Annotated in this window: 14 protein-coding genes, 2 tRNA genes and 2 pseudogenes; 6 read left to right on the top strand and 12 right to left on the bottom strand. The window is 73.0% G+C overall.

All coding sequences use genetic code 11. The annotated features are described in order from the left end of the window. Positions 1 to 666, bottom strand: a 666-nt coding sequence (locus B0E53_RS20325; RefSeq protein ID WP_246835511.1) for a DUF5931 domain-containing protein, incomplete at its 3' end; no start/stop codon positions are given. A 115-nt stretch (positions 667 to 781) separates the two neighbouring features. On the opposite strand from B0E53_RS20325, the gene B0E53_RS20320 reads away from it, so the two are divergent. Then, positions 782 to 1,243, top strand: coding sequence for an ATP-binding protein (locus tag B0E53_RS20320; RefSeq protein WP_107077518.1), 462 nt, complete (start codon positions 782 to 784; stop codon positions 1,241 to 1,243). A 21-nt stretch (positions 1,244 to 1,264) separates the two neighbouring features. Here the strand turns inward: B0E53_RS20320 and B0E53_RS20315 are convergent, their stop codons facing one another. After that, the gene (locus B0E53_RS20315) at positions 1,265 to 2,203 is read right to left on the bottom strand and encodes a ribose-phosphate pyrophosphokinase (protein ID WP_091318453.1); all 939 of its coding nucleotides are present in this window, start codon (positions 2,201 to 2,203) and stop codon (positions 1,265 to 1,267) included. Positions 2,204 to 2,268: 65 nt separating this feature from the next. On the opposite strand from B0E53_RS20315, the gene glpK reads away from it, so the two are divergent. Further along, a complete protein-coding gene (glpK, locus tag B0E53_RS20310) occupies positions 2,269 to 3,753 on the top strand; it encodes a glycerol kinase GlpK (RefSeq protein ID WP_168215373.1) in 1,485 nt (494 codons plus the stop codon). A gap of 1 nt (position 3,754) precedes the next feature. Here glpK and B0E53_RS20305 read toward each other — a convergent pair whose 3' ends face one another. Next, the gene (locus B0E53_RS20305) at positions 3,755 to 4,588 is read right to left on the bottom strand and encodes a phosphoribosylaminoimidazolesuccinocarboxamide synthase (RefSeq protein WP_107077516.1); all 834 of its coding nucleotides are present in this window, start codon (positions 4,586 to 4,588) and stop codon (positions 3,755 to 3,757) included. 137 nt (positions 4,589 to 4,725) lie between these two features. On the opposite strand from B0E53_RS20305, the gene B0E53_RS20300 reads away from it, so the two are divergent. Then, positions 4,726 to 6,045, top strand: a complete 1,320-nt coding sequence (locus B0E53_RS20300) for an extracellular solute-binding protein (RefSeq protein ID WP_107077515.1) — start codon at positions 4,726 to 4,728, stop codon at positions 6,043 to 6,045. Between the two features lie 45 nt (positions 6,046 to 6,090). Here B0E53_RS20300 and B0E53_RS20295 read toward each other — a convergent pair whose 3' ends face one another. The 7 genes and pseudogenes from B0E53_RS20295 to B0E53_RS20265 form a co-directional block, all read right to left on the bottom strand. After that, the gene (locus tag B0E53_RS20295) at positions 6,091 to 6,342 is read right to left on the bottom strand and encodes a hypothetical protein (protein WP_091318445.1); all 252 of its coding nucleotides are present in this window, start codon (positions 6,340 to 6,342) and stop codon (positions 6,091 to 6,093) included. Between the two features lie 111 nt (positions 6,343 to 6,453). Beyond that, a tRNA-Met gene (locus B0E53_RS20290) sits at positions 6,454 to 6,527 on the bottom strand. Between the two features lie 144 nt (positions 6,528 to 6,671). After that, positions 6,672 to 6,745: transfer RNA gene (locus B0E53_RS20285), tRNA-Met, on the bottom strand. 60 nt (positions 6,746 to 6,805) lie between these two features. After that, the gene (locus tag B0E53_RS20280; protein WP_107077514.1) at positions 6,806 to 7,729 is read right to left on the bottom strand and encodes a hypothetical protein; all 924 of its coding nucleotides are present in this window, start codon (positions 7,727 to 7,729) and stop codon (positions 6,806 to 6,808) included. Next, positions 7,722 to 8,228, bottom strand: a pseudogene (locus B0E53_RS20275) (sigma-70 family RNA polymerase sigma factor); the annotation flags it as partial. The gene B0E53_RS20280 and the pseudogene B0E53_RS20275, both read right to left, overlap by 8 nt. Before the next feature lie 148 nt (positions 8,229 to 8,376). Next, positions 8,377 to 11,358, bottom strand: coding sequence for a UPF0182 family protein (locus tag B0E53_RS20270; RefSeq protein WP_210406149.1), 2,982 nt, complete (start codon positions 11,356 to 11,358; stop codon positions 8,377 to 8,379). A gap of 125 nt (positions 11,359 to 11,483) precedes the next feature. Next, a complete protein-coding gene (locus B0E53_RS20265; RefSeq protein ID WP_168215372.1) occupies positions 11,484 to 12,497 on the bottom strand; it encodes a PDZ domain-containing protein in 1,014 nt (337 codons plus the stop codon). Positions 12,498 to 12,681: 184 nt separating this feature from the next. On the opposite strand from B0E53_RS20265, the gene B0E53_RS20260 reads away from it, so the two are divergent. Then, positions 12,682 to 13,884 carry a zinc-dependent metalloprotease gene (locus B0E53_RS20260; protein ID WP_168215374.1) on the top strand — a complete coding sequence of 401 codons (1,203 nt, stop codon included), beginning with the start codon at positions 12,682 to 12,684 and terminating at the stop codon, positions 13,882 to 13,884. Positions 13,885 to 14,025: 141 nt separating this feature from the next. Here the strand turns inward: B0E53_RS20260 and B0E53_RS20255 are convergent, their stop codons facing one another. Beyond that, positions 14,026 to 14,628: a hypothetical protein gene (locus B0E53_RS20255; RefSeq protein WP_107077511.1), complete on the bottom strand. Its 603-nt coding sequence runs from the start codon at positions 14,626 to 14,628 to the stop codon at positions 14,026 to 14,028. 224 nt (positions 14,629 to 14,852) lie between these two features. Beyond that, on the bottom strand, positions 14,853 to 15,383 hold the full coding sequence (locus tag B0E53_RS20250) for a M48 family metallopeptidase (protein WP_107077510.1): 531 nt from the start codon (positions 15,381 to 15,383) through the stop codon (positions 14,853 to 14,855). 476 nt (positions 15,384 to 15,859) lie between these two features. Between B0E53_RS20250 and B0E53_RS37715 the strand changes: the two genes are divergently transcribed. Continuing rightward, positions 15,860 to 16,027, top strand: a complete 168-nt coding sequence (locus B0E53_RS37715) for a DUF5679 domain-containing protein (protein ID WP_012014940.1) — start codon at positions 15,860 to 15,862, stop codon at positions 16,025 to 16,027. Positions 16,028 to 16,220: 193 nt separating this feature from the next. Next, positions 16,221 to 16,598 (top strand): annotated as a pseudogene (locus B0E53_RS20245) (hypothetical protein); the annotation flags it as partial.

Genomic DNA, 16,598 nt, shown 5'->3' with positions numbered 1-16,598 from the left:
CCCGTCCGGCGCGGCGCCCGCCCGGCCGATCAGCGCGCGCAGCGCGGCCTCCTGCTCGCCGGCCAGCCGGGCCAGCTCGGCGGCCTCGCCGTCCAGGTCGGCGCCGCGCCTCCGGACCAGCGCCAGCACCTGCAGCACCGAGTCGTGGATGTCCCGGGCCAGCCGCTCCCGCTCCCGGGTGGCCGCCTCCAGCTCCACCGCCCGTTGCAGGAGGATCACCCCGGTGAGCGAGGACTGGCCGATCCGCTCCCGGGTGGCCAGGTCGGCCCCGCCGAGCACCAGCGCGGCCACCGCGCCGCGCCGCCGGCCGCCGGAGACCGCCCAGGCCAGCACCGGCCCGGCCAGCCAGGCGACGGTCAGGGTGGGCACGCCGGCGGCGAGCGCCGCGCGGCCGACCACCCACGGCGTGGCCAGCATGATCGCCAGCACCACGCCGAGGTCGGCCAGGAGCAGCGGCCAGCCCCGTCCGGCCGGGCGCCCGTAACCGGCCGCGGTCGTCCCGGTCCAGGCCAGCATCCCCAGGAGTACGCCGCCGGCGGCGACCGGGTGCGCGTAGCGGTCGGCGTCGCGGAGGACCAGCAGCCCCACGTACGCCAGCGAGGCGAAGCGGAACACCGCGATGGACCGCCAGAGCGGGACCTCCAGGCCCTCCGGGGACGACGGCATGCGCGACACCCTGCCACAGCCGCGCACGGCCGGGCCGTGAGGTGCGGCGCGAGAAACCCTGACGTACGGTGGAAATGCCGCGAAAATGACCGAGACCCATCGCCGGGACAGGGCCATGACGAACGCAGAACCCCCCGCACCGCGTACGGTTGTGCCCATCGAACCTTCCCTCCTCATCGCCGAGGCCTTCAACCAGGCCCAGGTGACCGAGCTACGACACTCGGTCACCTCGTGCGCGCACGAGGCGGGGCTGGCCGGGCAGCAGCTGGACGACTTCGTGCTGGCGGTCAACGAGCTGATCACCAACGCGGTCCGGCACGGCGGCGGCCAGGGCCGGCTGCGGCTGTGGCGCCTCGCCGGCGAGCTGGTCTGCGAGGTCGCCGACCACGGCCACGGGATGAGCGCGCAGCGGCTCAGCGACCGCGCCCGGCCCGCCCCGGACACCGCCGGCGGCTGGGGCCTCTGGCTGGCCCGGGAGCTCAGCGACACCATGGCGGTGGAGACCGGCGAGGCCGGCACGATCGTCCGGATCACCACGGCGCTGGCCGCCCACGTCACCCACCCTGCCGACGGCTGACCCGGCCCGCGCCGGGCGGTCTCAGCCGAAGAGGGCGCTCACCGACTCGCCGTTGTGAATCCGCCGCATCGCTTCGGCCAGGGCCGGCGCCACCGAGAGCACCTCCAGCTTCGGCACCCGCTTCTCCTCCGGGATGGGCACCGTGTTGGTGCAGACGACCTCCAGCACCCCGTCCTGCTCGCTCAGCCGCTTCAGCGCGCCGCTGGAGAAGAGGCCGTGGGTGCAGGCCAGCCGGATCGAGCGGACCTTCCGCTCGCGCAGGTGGCTCATCAGCTCGATCACCGTGCTGCCCTTGGCGATCTCGTCGTCCAGCACGATGACGTCCCGGTCCGCCACGTCGCCGATGATCGCGCTGATCTGCACCCGGTCGTCGCTGAACCGCTGCTTCGCGCCGGCCGCGACCGGCGTGCCGAGCATCCGGGCGAACGCCGCCGCCTCCTTGGCGTTGCCCAGGTCCGGCGAGACCACCACGGTGTTGCTCAGGTCCCGGCCCTTGAAGTGGGCGGCCAGCTCGCGCAGCGCGTGCAGGTGGTCCACCGGGACGCTGAAGAAGCCGTGCACCTGCGGCGAGTGCAGGGTCATGGCGAGCACCCGGTGCGCGCCGGCCGAGGTGAGCAGGTCGGCGACGAGCCGTCCGCCGATCGAGATGCGCGGGGCGTCCTTCTTGTCCGACCGGGCGTACGCGTAGTGCGGCAGCACCACGGTGATCCGGCCGGCGGACGCGCCACGGGCCGCGTCGATCATGAGCAGCAGCTCGACCAGGTGCTCCTGCACCGGCGGCACCAGCGGCTGGATGAGGAAGACGTCCCGCTCCCGGCAGTTCGCCTGCAACTGCACCTCGAGGCAGTCGTTGGCGAACCGGGACACCCGGACCGGGTGCAGCGGAACGTCGAGGTGGGCACAGATCTCGGCGGCGAGTTCCGGGTGGGCGGTCCCGCTGAACACGGCAATGTCACGCACGTCTGTTGATCGTACGGGTGGATCGGGGAGAGGCGGTGGACGCTTCCGACGGGTACGGTGCTGCCGTGACCGGAGAGTTCGTCGTCGCCATCGATCAGGGCACCACCTCCTCGCGGTGCATCGTCTTCGACCGGGCCGGGGAGATCGTCTCCGTGGCCCAGCGCGAACACCGGCAGATCTTCCCGCGACCGGGCTGGGTGGAGCACGACGCCGAGGAGATCTGGGCCAACGTCCAGCAGGTGGTGCTGGACGCGCTCGCCGCCGCCGGCACCGGGCCGGACGGGCTGGCCGCGGTGGGCATCACCAACCAACGGGAGACCACCGTGGTCTGGGACCGGGCCACCGGCCGGCCGGTGGCCAACGCGGTCGTCTGGCAGGACACCCGCACCGGGCCGCTGCTGCGCGAGCTGGCCGAGGCGTACGACGAGGAGCGGTTGCGGACCCGCACCGGCCTGACCCTGGCCACCTACTTCGCCGGCCCGAAGCTGCGCTGGCTGCTCGACAACGTCGACGGGCTGCGCGACCGGGCCGAGCGGGGCGAGGTGCTCTTCGGCACCATGGACAGCTGGCTGATCTGGAAGCTCACCGGACGGCACGTCACCGACGTGACCAACGCCAGCCGCACGATGCTGATGGACCTGGAGACCCTGGACTGGGATCCCGAGCTGCTCGACGCGCTGCGCATCCCGGCCGCGATGCTGCCCGAGATCCGCTGCTCCGCCGAGGTCTACGGCACCGCCGACGGGGTGCTCGCCGGGGTTCCGGTGGCCAGCGCGCTCGGCGACCAGCAGGCCGCCCTGTTCGGGCAGACCTGCTTCCAGCCCGGCGAGGCCAAGTGCACCTACGGCACCGGCAGCTTCCTGCTGCTCAACACCGGGGCCAGCCCGGTCCCCTCCCGGCACGGCCTGCTCACCACGGTGGCGTACCGGATCGACGGCCACCCGGCCGTGTACGCGCTGGAGGGCGCGATCGCGGTCACCGGTTCGCTGGTGCAGTGGCTGCGCGACAACCTCGGCCTGATCTCCACCGCCCCGGAGGTCGAACAGCTGGCCCGCACGGTCGACGACAACGGCGGCTGCTACGTGGTGCCGGCCTTCTCCGGGCTCTTCGCCCCGCACTGGCGCAGCGACGCCCGCGGGGTCATCGCCGGGCTGACCGGCTACATCACCAAGGGGCACCTGGCCCGGGCGGTGCTGGAGGCGTCGGCCTGGCAGACCCGCGAGGTGGTCGACGCGATGAACGCCGATTCCGACGTGGCGCTGCGCCGGCTGCGGGTGGACGGCGGGATGACCGGAAACACCCTGCTCATGCAGTTCCTCGCCGACGTCCTCGACGTGCCGGTGGTCCGCTCCCGGATCACCGAGACCACCTGCCTCGGCGCCGCGTACGCGGCCGGCCTGGCGGTCGGCTTCTGGCCCGACCTGGGCACGCTGCGCGCGCAGTGGCGGTCGGACGCGCGGTGGACGCCGGAGATGGACCCGGCGCACCGGGAGCGGGAGCTGCGCAACTGGCGCAAGGCCGTGCAGCGCACCCTCGACTGGGTGGAGTGACTCAGTCCCAGCGGTTGCCGGTGAGCTTCTCGTAGACCTCGACGTAGCGGGCCCGGGTCGCCTCGACCACCTCGGCCGGCACCTCGGGGGCGGGCGGCTGCTTGTCCCAGCCGCTGCCGGTGGCCCAGTCGCGCACGTACTGCTTGTCGAAGGAGAACTGGGCGCGGCCGGGCTGGTAGGACTCGGCCGGCCAGAACCGGGACGAGTCGGAGGTGAGCAGCTCGTCGGCGAGGACCAGGGTGCCGTCCGGCGCCCAGCCCAGCTCGATCTTGGTGTCGGCGATCAGGATGCCCCGGTCGGCGGCGATCTCCGCGCCCCGCCGGTAGACGTCGATGGTGATCTGCCGCAGCCGCTCGGCGGTCTCCGCGCCCACCTTGTCGACCACCTCGGCGTACGTGATCGGCTCGTCGTGCTCGCCCTTGGGCGCCTTGGTCGACGGGGTGAAGACCGGCTCGGGCAGGATCGACGCCTCCACCAGGCCGCGGGGCAGCTCGACACCGGAGACCGCGCCGGTGCGCTGGTACTCGGCGAAGCCACCGCCCGTGAGGTAGCCGCGGGCGACGCACTCGACCTGGACCATGTCCAGCCGCCGGCAGCGGATCGCCCGGCCGGCGAACTCCGCCGGCACGTCGGTGGCGGAGATGACATGATTCGGCACCAGGTCGGCCAGCTGCTCGAACCACCACAGCGACAGCGCGGTGAGCAGGCGGCCCTTGTCCGGGATCGGGGTCGGCAGCGCCACGTCGTAGATGGAGATGCGGTCGGAGGCGACCAGGATCAGGTCTCCGCCGTCGGCGTAGACGTCCCGAACCTTGCCCGAGTGCAGAAGTTCCACGGCGCTAGTACACCATGGGTGGGAGCGGCGCCCGGTGCGACCACCGGCCGTCCCATCCGCACCGGCGTTGACACCCCCGCCCGGGGCCTGTGTAAATGATCCGTCCGCAGCAGCCGCCCGCACCCCGGGAGAAACCTGTGCGCGCACCGCAGTCCGTACTCCGCCCCGGCGTCGACCGGCGGCGGCTGCTCGGCGCGCTGACCGGGCTGCCGCTGCTCGCCGCCGGGCTGTCCGGCTGCGGCCCGGAGGAGGAGAGCCCGGTCGACGACGGCCCGATCGAGCTGTCGGTGTTCTGGTGGGGCGGGGCCCGCCGGGCCGAGGCCACCGAGAAGGCGCTGCGCCTCTACTCCCAGCAGAACCCCCGGGTCAGCTTCCGGGTGACCTGGCAGGGGCTGACCGGGTACTACGACCGGCTGGCCACCCAGGCCACCGGCGGCAACGTGCCCGACCTGTTCCAGATCGACGACACCCTGCTCACCGAGTACGCCCGCCGGGAGATCGTCCTCGACCTCAGCGCCTACGTGGCCGACAACCGGCTCGACCTGCGCGGCCTGCCCGAACACCTGGCCCGGTACGGCCGGGTGGACGAGCGGACCGTGGCGGTGCCCGCGGCGCAGACCAGCGCCGCGCTGGTCTACAACCGGGACCTGCTGCACCGGCTCCGGCAGCCCGAGCCGCGCACCGGCATGTCGTGGCGGGAGTACGCGCGCTGGGCCGCCCGGGTCACCCGCGCCTCCGGCAACCGGGTGGCCGGCACCATGGACCCGTCCGGCGACTACCGGGCGCTCTGGCTCTGGCTGCGCGGCCAGGGCAGCGAGCTGTACCAGGGGCGGCAGCTCGGCTTCAGCTCCGGCGAGCTGCTCGACTGGTTCGAGTTCTGGGAGGTCGCCCGCTACGACCGGGCCACCCCGAGCGCCGCGCTGGTGGAGCAGGCCGACAGCGGCGAACTGGCCCGCCAGCTCGTGGTCACCGGCCACGCGGCCGCGTCGTTCGCCTGGTCGCACCAGTTGCCGGAGCTCCAACAGCTCACCGACGACGAGCTGGCGCTGGCCGCCTTCCCGGGCACCCCGGCGGCGCAGTGGCCCCGGGCGTCCATGTACTGGGCCGCCTTCCGCGGCAGCCGCCACCCGGGCGTGGTGGTCGACGTGATCAACTTTCTGACCACCAACGTGGCGGCCGGCCGGATCCTCGGCATCGAGCGCGGCCTGAACGCCGCCGTCCCGGTCCGCACGTTCGTGGTCGACGGCGTCACCGACCGTACCGAGAAGCGGGTGGTGGCCCTCGGCACCGAGCTGGACGAGCTGACCGGGCCGGCGCCCGCGCCGCCGCCGAAGGGGCACGCCAAGGTGCGTACCCTGCTCATCGACGCGGCCGAGAGCATCCGCGCCAAGCGCTCGGGCGCCCGGGCGGCGACCTCGCGGTTCATGGCGCAGGCGGCCGCGGCCCTGGCCGAGTGACCGCCGCCCGCCGCGCCCGGGGCGCGGCGGGCGGACCGGTTATCGTCAGCGCGGCGGACCGCCGCGCCGGCCCCGCATCAGGCGCAGCACCAGCAGCACGATCACCACGACCACCGCCAGGCAGCAGAGCAGCCCGAGGAAGCCGAAGCCGCCTCCCCGGGACCGCCGCCGGGCGGCCTCCACCACCAGCTCGCCGGTACCGGTGGAGGCCCAGGCCGCGACCGGCACGAACACCGAGAGCACGACCGCACCGAGGACCGCGCTGAGGCGGCCCCACCATCTGTTCCATCCAGACATGCCCCCATCCTCGCCGAGAAGTGCAACCGGGGCAGGACGGACGGGCCGGATCATGAGATCCCGGAAACGTCGAAAGGCCCCGGAGAGAACTCCGGGGCCTTTCGCGACGAGTAGCGGGGACAGGATTTGAACCTGCGACCTCTGGGTTATGAGCCCAGCGAGCTACCGAGCTGCTCCACCCCGCGTCGGCTTCTACAGCCTATCTCATGTCCGCCGTGGAGATCAGCCGGGTTCCCGATCCCGCCGGGTGGCGAGGGTCACCGTCGCCGTGGCGGCGCCCCGGCACGGCGAAGGGCCCCGGAGTGAACTCCGGGGCCCTTCGTAACGAGTAGCGGGGACAGGATTTGAACCTGCGACCTCTGGGTTATGAGCCCAGCGAGCTACCGAGCTGCTCCACCCCGCGTCGGCTCGTTAACCGTAGCGTACGGGGCCCCGGACCCGCAAAACGGGCCCGGGGCGGCACTCAGCGCAACCAGTCGCGGATCGCCAGCACGGCCCGCCGGCTGTCCTTGTCGACCTGGGACCGCGGGCTGGACGTCCCTTCCCAGCCCCGTTCCCAGAGCACCGTCACCACGTTCCCGATCCGCACCGCGCGGACCAACCGGACCACCTCCTCCATGGCCGGGGCGCCCTCGTAGTCCGTGGTGGGCCGGCGCAGCTCGAACAGCACCGAATCGTCGCCGTAGCCGGCGTCCGGGAGCAGCCGCTGGGTCGAGGTGAGGCCCTCGCCGCCGTCCGACCCCGGCTGGGTCGGGCAGTCACGCACGGCCTGCCGCAGCTCGTCCATCGCGTCGTCGGCCCGGCCGTCGCGGTAGACGGTGATGCTGTGCTGGTAGCTGCCGTCCAGCACGTGCCCCTCCGGGGTGTCGGCGAGCTTGAACGCCAGGTAGCGGGCCCGGCGGGTGACGATCCCCTCCTCGCCGGGCCGGGCGCCGCAGAGCGCCGGCAGCACCGGTCCCGAGCCGAACACGCTGCCGGTGCCGGCGTCGTTGGCGGAAGCCAGGGCGAAGAAGGCCCGGTCCGGGATGCTCGTCGGTCTGGCGTCCGGCGGCCGGGCGCTCGTCTTCGGCGGCGCGTCCGGGGTACGCGCGGAGGGTGGCGGGGTGGTCCGGCTCGGCGACGGCCCGGGTGGGGTCGCGGTGGGCGACGGCGCGGGGCTGCCGGTGGTGGCGGGCGGCCCAGGGTCGGCGTCCGGCGCGGCAGCGAGCACCAGCCGCGTGCCGGCGGCGGTGCCGGCGACCAGCACGGCGACGGTCAGCCCCCCGAACGCGGCCCGCTGCCGGGCCCGGCGGTCGGCGCGCCGGCGGACCCGGTCCGGGGCCGGGAGCACCCGCTCGTCGGTGTCGGCGGCGAGCGCCCGGTAGAGGCGGTTCAGGGCACGCGACATCGTTCACCTCCAGTTCCTCGGCGGCCACGCCGGGCAGCAGCTCGGCCAGCCGGGCCCGGCCCCGGGACAGCCAGGACTTCACGGTGCCGGTGGGAACACCGGCCTCCCGGGCGATCTCCTCCACCGACAGGTCGAGCAGGTAGTGCAGCGCGAGGGCCTGCCGGTGCCGGGCCGGCAGCTGTCGGAGCGCCCCGACCAGCAGCACGGTGTCCTCGCCCGGCGGCCCGACGTCGTCGGGCGGGCCGGTGCGGCTGGCCGCGAGACGCCAGCCCCGCAGCCGCCGCCAGCGGTCGGTGGCCAGCCGGTTGATCACCAGCCGCAGCCAGGCCTCGGGCGCGGGGTGGGCGGCCAGCTTCCCCCACTGCCGCCAGGCCCGGGCGTACGCCTCCTGGACGAGGTCCTGGGCTTCGCCGGCGTCGTCGGCCACCGCGCGGCCGTACCGGAGCGCCCGCCCGGACGTGCTGCGGTAGAAGTCGTCGAAGGTGTTCGAGTCGCGCATCGTGGCCCCCGCCTCCCTGTCACCCACCTGCTCTGATGACGGTGGAAGCGGGCACCGGGTTGCGGGTGTTCCGTCCGGTTCGCGACACGAGCCCGTGGTCCGGACCGCTACGGGTCACGGACCACGGGCTCGCGTGGTCGGCTCGGCGTCAGCCGTTCGGTGACGGCGACGACGAGGGCGAGGCCGGTGGCGACGCGGACGGGCTGCCGCTCGGGCTGGGGCCGGGCGACGGGTTGGCCGCCGCCTGGGCCTCCTGGAACGCGGCCATCGCCTCGTCCAGCGCCTTCAGCGCCCGCCCGTACCGCTCGAAGTCGCCGGACGCCTGCGCGGCCTTGACCTCGGCGATGGCGCTCTGCACCTTGCCGGCCGCCTCGGCCAGCTCGCCGGTGAGCACCGGCGGGGACGTGCCGCCGGTCGTCGGCGGTTTGTCGCCGGTGCTCGGCGGCGGGTTGCCGGTGGCCGCCCGCTTGCCCTGCTCGACGAGCTGCTTGATGCCGTCGCTCAGGTTGTTGGCGAGCACCACGTACGAGCCGCCGTCGCCGTAGGAGAGCAGCACCTTCTGCAGCAGCGGGTACGCGTCCTGGTTGCTGCTCTTCACGTAGACCGGCTCGACGTAGAGCATCCCGTCGGCGAAGGGCAGCGAGAGCAGGTTGCCGTACTGCACCTGGGCCTGGTTGGAGGAGAGCAGGTTGAGCTGCTGCCGGATGTCGCCGTTGTTGGTCATCTGCTGGTGCACCTGCGTCGGCCCGGAGATCCGGGTCTGGTCCGGCAGCTCCAGCACCTCCAGCTGGGGCCGGCCGTCGACGTACGACCCGGAGACCAGCGCGGCCAGGTTCTGCCGCCCGTTCGGGGTGACCGCCGCGGTGAGCTGGAAGCGCGGCGACTCCTGCCCCGGGAACTGGGTGAACAGGTAGTACGGCGGCTGCTTCTGCCCGCTGTCCGGCGCGTCCGGCACGTTCGGCACCTGCCAGAAGTCCTGGCCCGAGTAGAAGTCGCCCGGGTCGGTGACGTGGAACTTGGTGAGCAGGTTGCGCTGCACCTTGAACAGGTCGGCCGGGTACCGGAAGTGCTCGGCCAGCTCCGCCGGGATGTCGCCCTTGGGCAGCACGAGCTCGCCGCCGAACGCCTTGTTCCACGCCTTGAGCACCGGGTCGGTGTCGTCGAACGCGTAGAGCTTGACCGTGCCGTCGTACGCGTCGACGGTCGCCTTCACCGAGTTGCGGATGTAGTTGACGTTCTCCCGGGCCAGCTGGAAGGTGCCCCGCCCGGTCAGCTCGTCGGCCGTCTCGGCCTGCAGGTTGACCCGCTCGGCGTACGGGTAGGTCGCCGCGGTGGTGTAGCCGTCGATGATCCAGAGGACCCGGCCGTTCACCACCGCCGGGTACGGGTCTCCGTCCAGGGTGAGGAACGGCGCGACCTTCTCCACCCGGTCCCGCGGGTTACGCACGTAGAGCAGCTTCGAGTCGTCGTTGACCGCCTCGGAGAGCAGGAAGTTCGACTCCTGCTGCTTGATCGCGTAAAGCAGCCGCCGGGTGAACGAGCCGATCTCGACGCCGCCCGCGCCGGTGTAGGTGTAGTACTGCTCGCCACCGGTGGAGGTCGGCTTGTCGAACTCGACGTTGCGGTCGCCGGTCTGCCCGACGATCGCGTAGTCGTCCGATTCCATCCGCTCGCCGTAGTAGATCCGTGGCTGCTGGGCCGGGATCTGCTCGGTCTGCGAGGAGCACGCCTCCTGCGCCTTCTCGCCGAGGAAGCCGGAGACGAAGTACGGCTGGCCGCCGCAGACCACCTGGTTCGCCGGGGCGGCGACCAGGCCGTAGCCGTGGGTGTAGACGGTGTGCCGGTTGATCCAGTTGCTCTGCTGGTCGGTCAGCTCGCCGTAGTTGATCTCCCGGACCCCGACCACGTAGTCGGAGGTCTTGCCGGCGGTCGCGTACCGGTCGATGTCCAGCTTCGGGCCGAAGTCGTAGAAGCCGCGGACCTGCTGGAGCTGGGTGTACGTCTCGGAGACCAGCTGCGGGTCGAGCAGGCGGACGTTCTGCACCACGGACGTGTCGGTGGCCAGGCTGGCCGGCGGGACGAGGTTGCTCGCCGCGTACCCGGTGCTCTTCGTGCCGGTCAGACCGAACGCGGCCCTGGTCGCCTCGATGCTGCGCTCGATGTACGGCGCCTCCTTGTCCCGGGCGCTCGGCTTGACCTCGAAGGTCTGCACGGCCCACGGGTAGATGCCGCCGATCGCCACCGCCGAGACGCCGAGCAGGGCGAGCGCGATGCCGGGCCAGACCAGGTTCCGCATCCACGCGTTCGAGAACACGATGATCGCGATGGCCACCACCACGGCGATCCAGGCGAGGATCTCCTTCGCCGGGAGCAGCGCGTTGATGTCGGCGTAGCCGGCGCCGTAGAGCTTGGCGCCCTCGTTGTACTCCAGCAGCATCGCCCGCTGGTCCAGCACGTACGCGATGGCCTTGAGCACCACGAAGACCGCGACCAGCGAGCTGAGGTGGGCCCGGGCGGCGTTGGTCATCCGGTCGCCGACGCCCTGCAGCCGCACCCCGCCGAAGATGTAGTGCACGGCCAGCGCGCCGAGCAGCGCGAGCACCACGGCGGTGAAGCCGACGCCGAGCAGGTAGCGCCAGAACGGCAGCTGGAAGACGTAGAAGCCGACGTCGATGCCGAACTCCGGGTCCTTCACGCCGAAGCTGCCACCGTTGCGGAACAGCAGCCACTGGCTCCACCGGCTCTGCGCGGAGAGGCCGGCGAAGAGCCCGATGACCGCGGCGGCCAGGGCGATCCAGGTGCCCAGCCGGGGGCTCAGCAGCATCCGGTAGCGCTCCAGGGTGGCCTGCTCGGCGGAGTGCGGGCGCAGCTGCGGGCGCAGCCGGTAGGCCAGCCAGAGGTTGCCGGCGATGATCGCCGCCATGCCGAGCCCGATCACCAGGAACAGCAGCAGCCGGGTGGCGAGCACGCCGGTGAAGACCTGGGTGTAGCGGACCTCGTCGAACCAGAGCCAGTCGGTCCAGGCGTTGACCCCCCACCCGAGCAGGGTGAAGAACACGAACACCCCGATCAGGACCCCGATGGTGACGCGTCCGCGCCGGCTCATCCTCGGAAGGGGGCTGCTACGCATGACCACTGTTGGCTCCGCACGCTCGATGTGATCGGCTCCGACCAGGCACCAAGAGTACGGGGTGTTGCTGAACAGGTCGGGTCAAGGTCACGTCACGATCGTCCGGTGACCCCGCGCGAGGCCACTCAGCAGCGGGTCGGCTGCCCTCCCGCGCGCAGCTTCTCCAGCGCCGCCAACGCGTCGTCCAGCGTCGCCACCCGGAGCAGCGGCAGGTCGGGCTGCGGGTTCCGGACCGCCTCGGCGCAGTTGTCGGCGGGCACCAGGAAGACCTTCGCCCCGGCCTCCTTCGCGCCGACCAGCTTCTGCGCGATGCCGCCGATCGGGCCGACCCGGCCCTCGTCGTCGATGGTGCCGGTGCCGGCGATGACCTTCCCACCGGTCAGGTCGGCCGGCTCCAGTTTGTCGATGATGCCCAGCGCGAACATCAGCCCGGCGCTGGGGCCGCCGATGTCACCGAGGTCGATCTTGAGGGTGAACGGGTGCGGCTGCTGCTGGTCGATCTCGACGCCGATGCGCGGCCGGCCGTCCTGCTCGCGGCTGGTCACCGTGGCGGTGGCCGGCGCCCCGGCACGGGTGTAGCCGATCTTCAGCGTGGTGCCGGCCGGCTTGGCCCGGATCAGCTCGGTGAGCCGGGCCGCGCTGGTCACCGGCTGGTCGTCGATCGAGGTGATCACGTCGTTGGGCTTGAGCACGTCGACCGACGGGCCGCCCGCGGTGACCGTCTTCACCAGCACCCGGATCGGGTAGCCCAGTTCGCGCAGGGCCGCCGTCTCGGCGCTGGTCTGCGAGTTCTGGAAGTCCTCGGCGTTGCGCTGCTCGACCTCCTCCTGCGACTCCCCCGGCGGGTAGACCAGCTCGCGCGGCACCACCGCCTCGTCCTTCGAGAACCAGCCGGCCAGCGCCGACCGGAGCCGCACGGTGGGCTGCACGCCGACCGTGGTGAGCCGGAGCTGCCCGGCGGAGGTGGACGTCGACCGGCCGGTGACCTGGATGATCTCCTTGCCGTCCGCACTGCCGAGGGTGTTCACGGTCGGACCGGGACCGAGCACCACGTACGGGATGGGCACGCTCAGCACGCCGACGCTGAGCAGGGCGGTGAGCAGTGCACCGAGGAGTACGGTCACGCCGCGACGTCTCATGCGCCAGAGCGTACCGATCCGGCCCGGAACGTCCGGCGCGGTGACCGCCGGACTTCGCCCTCAGCGCAACGCCGACGCGCACGACCTGCGGCGCGGCCCGCGTACCGTAGACGTCGTGCCTGATATTCCGTTCGGCTTCGCGCTCCCGGGTGGGCAACCACCAGACCCCAACGATCCCGCGCAGATGCAGCAGTTCATGTCGCAGTTGCAGCACCTGCTCTCCGCGCCGGGCAGCGGGCCGGTCAACTGGGACCTCGCCCGGCAGGTGGCCGCCAGCCAGCTCGCCGCCGCCGGCGACCCGGCGGTCTCGCCGTTCGAACGCAACGCGGTGGAGGAGGCGCTGCGCATCGCCGACCTCTGGCTGGAGCCGGCCACCTCGTGGCCCTCCGGCATCCGGGCCTCGGTCGCCTGGAACCGCAACGAGTGGATCTACAAGACCCTCGACGTGTGGCGCAAGCTCTGCGACCCGGTGGCCAGCCGGATGGTCGGCGCCATGGGCGACCTGGTCCCGCCGGAGGCCCGGGCCCAGCTCGGCCCGATGCAGTCGATGGTCGCCACGCTGGGCGGCGCGCTCTTCGGCGGCCAGCTCGGCCAGGCGCTCGGCTCGCTCGCCGCCGAGGTGCTCTCCGCCGGTGACATCGGCCTGCCGCTCGGCCCGGCCGGCACCGCCGCGCTCATTCCGGCCAACATCCGGGCGTACGGCGAGGGCCTGGAGCTGCCCGAGGACGAGGTACGCCTCTACGTGGCCCTGCGCGAGGCCGCCCACCAGCGGCTCTTCCAGCACGTCCCGTGGCTGCGCGGGCACGTGCTCGCCGCGGTGGAGAACTACGCCGCCGGCATCCGGGTCAACCGGGAGGCGATCGAGGAGGCGATGGGCCGGGTCGACCCGACCGACCCGGAGTCGATGCAGGCGATCGCCCTGGAGGGCATCTTCACTCCCGAGGACACCCCGGCGCAGAAGGCGTCGCTGGCCCGGCTGGAGACGGTGCTCGCCCTGGTCGAGGGCTGGGTGTGCCACGTGGTCGACAGCGCCGCGGGCGACCGGCTGCCCAACGTGGTCCGCCTCGGCGAGGCGTTCCGCCGCCGCCGGGCCGCCGGCGGTCCGGCCGAGCAGACCTTCGCCGCCCTGGTCGGCCTGGAGCTGCGGCCGCGCCGGCTGCGCGAGGCGACGGTGCTGTGGTCGGCGCTCACCGAGCACCGCGGGATCGCCGGCCGGGACGCGGTCTGGGGCCACCCCGACCTGCTCCCCTCGGACGAGGACTTCGCCAACCCGGAGGCGTTCGCCGCGACCACCAGCGACCTGGACGAGGAGCTGGCGAACTTCGACTTCTCCGCGCCAGGCGCGCCGGAGGAACAGGCCCCGGGCGAGGGCGACGACAAGTCCTGACGCCGCACGTCGCCGGGGCCCGCACGAGTGCTCGTGCGGGCCCCGGCGACGTGCGACCCCACTCCCGCCGTGCTGCCCCCGACGCAACGGCCAGCGCCTGCCGTGCCCCCGCTCTGCTGCCCCCCGCCGCAACGGGGGTCGTCAGCCGGGCTGGCCGGAGAGGAGGGCGCGGGTGGCCTCCCAGCCCTCGAAGGCCGGGTCGAGGCTGGCCAGGTCGGCCGGGCCGCGCAGCCGGCGCCAGGCGGCGGTGACCGCGACGTCCCCGGGGCGCGGGGCGGCGGCACGCACCTCGGCCGGCGTGGCGGTGTCCAGGTCCAGGGCCGGCAACCACTCCGGCACGGGCAGCCGGGCGGCCACTCCGAGCAGCCCCGCCCCGCTCCCCTCCACCGGGGCCACGGCCACCGGGCGGCTCGACAGCGGCCGGAGCAACTTGCCGAGGGTGAGCCCCGGCACGTCGGGCGCGTCGGCGACCACCACGGCCGCCTGGTCGTATCCGGTCAGCGCGGCGAACACCGCGTCGACGGCGGGCTCCGCAACCTCGTGCACGGCCGTGCCGGGCCAGACCACCGCGTCGGCCAACCAGCGGTCCTCCGGCGTCACCGCCACGGCGGTCTCCACCTCGTTCAGCGTGGCCAGCAGGTCCACCACGTCCTCGGCGAGCGCGCTCCGCCACCGGGTCGGATCGATCCCCGGCGGCGTCCAGCCCACCGGCGCGAGCAACGCCACCACCACACGTCGGACCACCCGACGACCCTAACCCGCCGCCCACGCCCGCCCACGCCCTCACCATGCGGCGGCGCCGTCGGCGCGATTCCGCGTGCCGGCTTCCGCGACCGGCCGTCCACCGCCCTGCGCCACCCGTCGGTGGAACGCCATGGGTGTCTCAGGCGCCGCGAGACACACATGGCGTTCCACTCACCGTCGACCGCTGCGTCCGCCGCGGCCCGGGGTCGCGGGAGGGCGGGAGGTCAGTCGGCCAGGGGGACGCCGGAGGTGGCGGCCACGCCCTCCAGGTAGCCGCGGGCGCGCTCGGTCTTCGGGTAGCGGCCGACCAGGGCCCAGAACTGGGCGTTGTGGCTGGGCACGACGAGGTGCGCCAGCTCGTGCAGCAGCACGTAGTCGATCACCCAGTCGGGCATGTCCTGGATCCGGTGCGAGATCCGGATGGTGCGGTCGGCGGGGGTGCAGGAACCCCAGCGGCCGTTCTGGTTGGTCACCCAGCGGACGCTGGCCGGGACGGCGGCCAGCCCGTGCTCGGGCAGGTAGAGGTTGATCAGTCGGGTGGCCCGGGCCAGCAGCTCGGCGTCGGAGCGGGCGAGCCGGCCCTCGCGGGCGGCGAGCCGGGCCAGCATCCGGTCGACCCACTCGCTCTCCTCGGCCCGGGAGAACTGGTCGGGGATGAGCACCACGACGCGCTCCCCGTCGCGGTACGCGGACACCGTGCGCCGCCGGCGCTGGCTGCGCCGTACTTCGACGACGGGCTTCCGCGTCCCGGCCATCACTGGTCCGCGCAGCCTCGGATGACTGTCACGAGGGAAAGCTAATGCGTACTGACCAGGGGTCCGCAAGAGTCAACACGACGACACGCGTCCGGAAAATGGCGTTTGGTCGTCAGGAGTCCCGAAAAATTTCTTTGCGGCGGCAGTTGACCATCACCTGCCGGCCCCTGTCAACGTTAGGTGATCTACGGACGGACTGTCGCGTCGGGGCCGCCCGAAGGGGGATCTGAGGGGATTCACCCGGCGTGTCCCCGCCAAACTGACTTATCCGACGTACTCGGCATGCACACTCTCGTCGTCGACTTGCTCACAGAGTCGACGCACAGCTGACATGGAACCGCCCAGACCTGGGTAGGGTCCGCCAACCAGCGGTCACGTGAGTGACCGCGGAGAACCCCCCGGCGCCGGAGCCACCCGTGGCCCGCCGCAGGGAGACCCGCCGGAGGCGTCCGGCGGACGAGACGAGGAGGGCTACCGTGGCCGACCAGGCCCAGACCTACAACGGTTATTGCGTGAAGTGCAAGGAGAAGCGGGACTTCGAGGGACGCGTGGAGGTCTCGAAGACCGGCATGAACATGGCCAAGGGCAAGTGCCCGGTGTGCGGCACAACAGTGAACCGCATCCTGGGCAAGGCCAAGGTCTGACCCGTCCGGGTCGCACGGGGGAGGGGTGGCGGTAGCCGCCTCTCCCCCGTCGGGTACCCGACACCGGTTACCGGTGAGTTGTGGACAACCCCCGGTTTTCCTGTGGACAACGCTGGCCACGGCCCGGCGCACCTGTGGACAACGATCGACGGAGAGCGCGGACACGGTCACGATTCGTGGCGTGACCGACCCGATGCCTCTCGCCCGTCCGACACTGCTGCCCGGCCTCACCCGGCTCTGGCGGGACCGGCACACCCTCCAGCTCGGGGTGGAACCCGGCCGGGCCGTGCTGCTCGAGGTCACCAGCCCGGGCGCCGCCCGCCTGCTCGACCTGCTGGACGGCACCCGGAGCGAGCGGGCCGTGCTCACCGCCGCCACCGCCGCGCGGGTGCCCCCGGCCGAGGCCCGGGTGCTGCTCGACACGCTCCGGGCCGCCGGTCTCGTCGTACCCGCGCAGAGCCTGCTCCCCCGCGACCTCACCGGGCCGGTCCGGGCCCGGCTCACCGGGGAGGCCGACGCCCTGGCCCTGGCCGCGCCCGACCTGCCCGGCACGCCGGCACGGCTGCTGCGC

Origin of the sequence: Micromonospora sp. MH33 (assembly GCF_003013775.1) — a bacterium.
GTDB lineage: Bacteria > Actinomycetota > Actinomycetes > Mycobacteriales > Micromonosporaceae > Micromonospora > Micromonospora fulviviridis.
This window is presented reverse-complemented; position numbering and strand designations above follow the sequence as displayed.

Bases quoted from the DNA above. Each gene is read 5' to 3' on its own strand.
- B0E53_RS20295 (WP_091318445.1), bottom strand. From the start codon at position 6,342: ATGTCTGGATGGAACAGATGGTGGGGCCGCCTCAGCGCGGTCCTCGGT.
- B0E53_RS20265 (WP_168215372.1), bottom strand. From the start codon at position 12,497: ATGAGACGTCGCGGCGTGACCGTACTCCTCGGTGCACTGCTCACCGCC.
- B0E53_RS20260 (WP_168215374.1), top strand. From the start codon at position 12,682: ATGCAGCAGTTCATGTCGCAGTTGCAGCACCTGCTCTCCGCGCCGGGC.
- B0E53_RS20320 (WP_107077518.1), top strand. From the start codon at position 782: ATGACGAACGCAGAACCCCCCGCACCGCGTACGGTTGTGCCCATCGAA.
- B0E53_RS20280 (WP_107077514.1), bottom strand. From the start codon at position 7,729: ATGTCGCGTGCCCTGAACCGCCTCTACCGGGCGCTCGCCGCCGACACC.
- B0E53_RS20250 (WP_107077510.1), bottom strand. From the start codon at position 15,383: ATGGCCGGGACGCGGAAGCCCGTCGTCGAAGTACGGCGCAGCCAGCGC.
- B0E53_RS20270 (WP_210406149.1), bottom strand. From the start codon at position 11,358: ATGCGTAGCAGCCCCCTTCCGAGGATGAGCCGGCGCGGACGCGTCACC.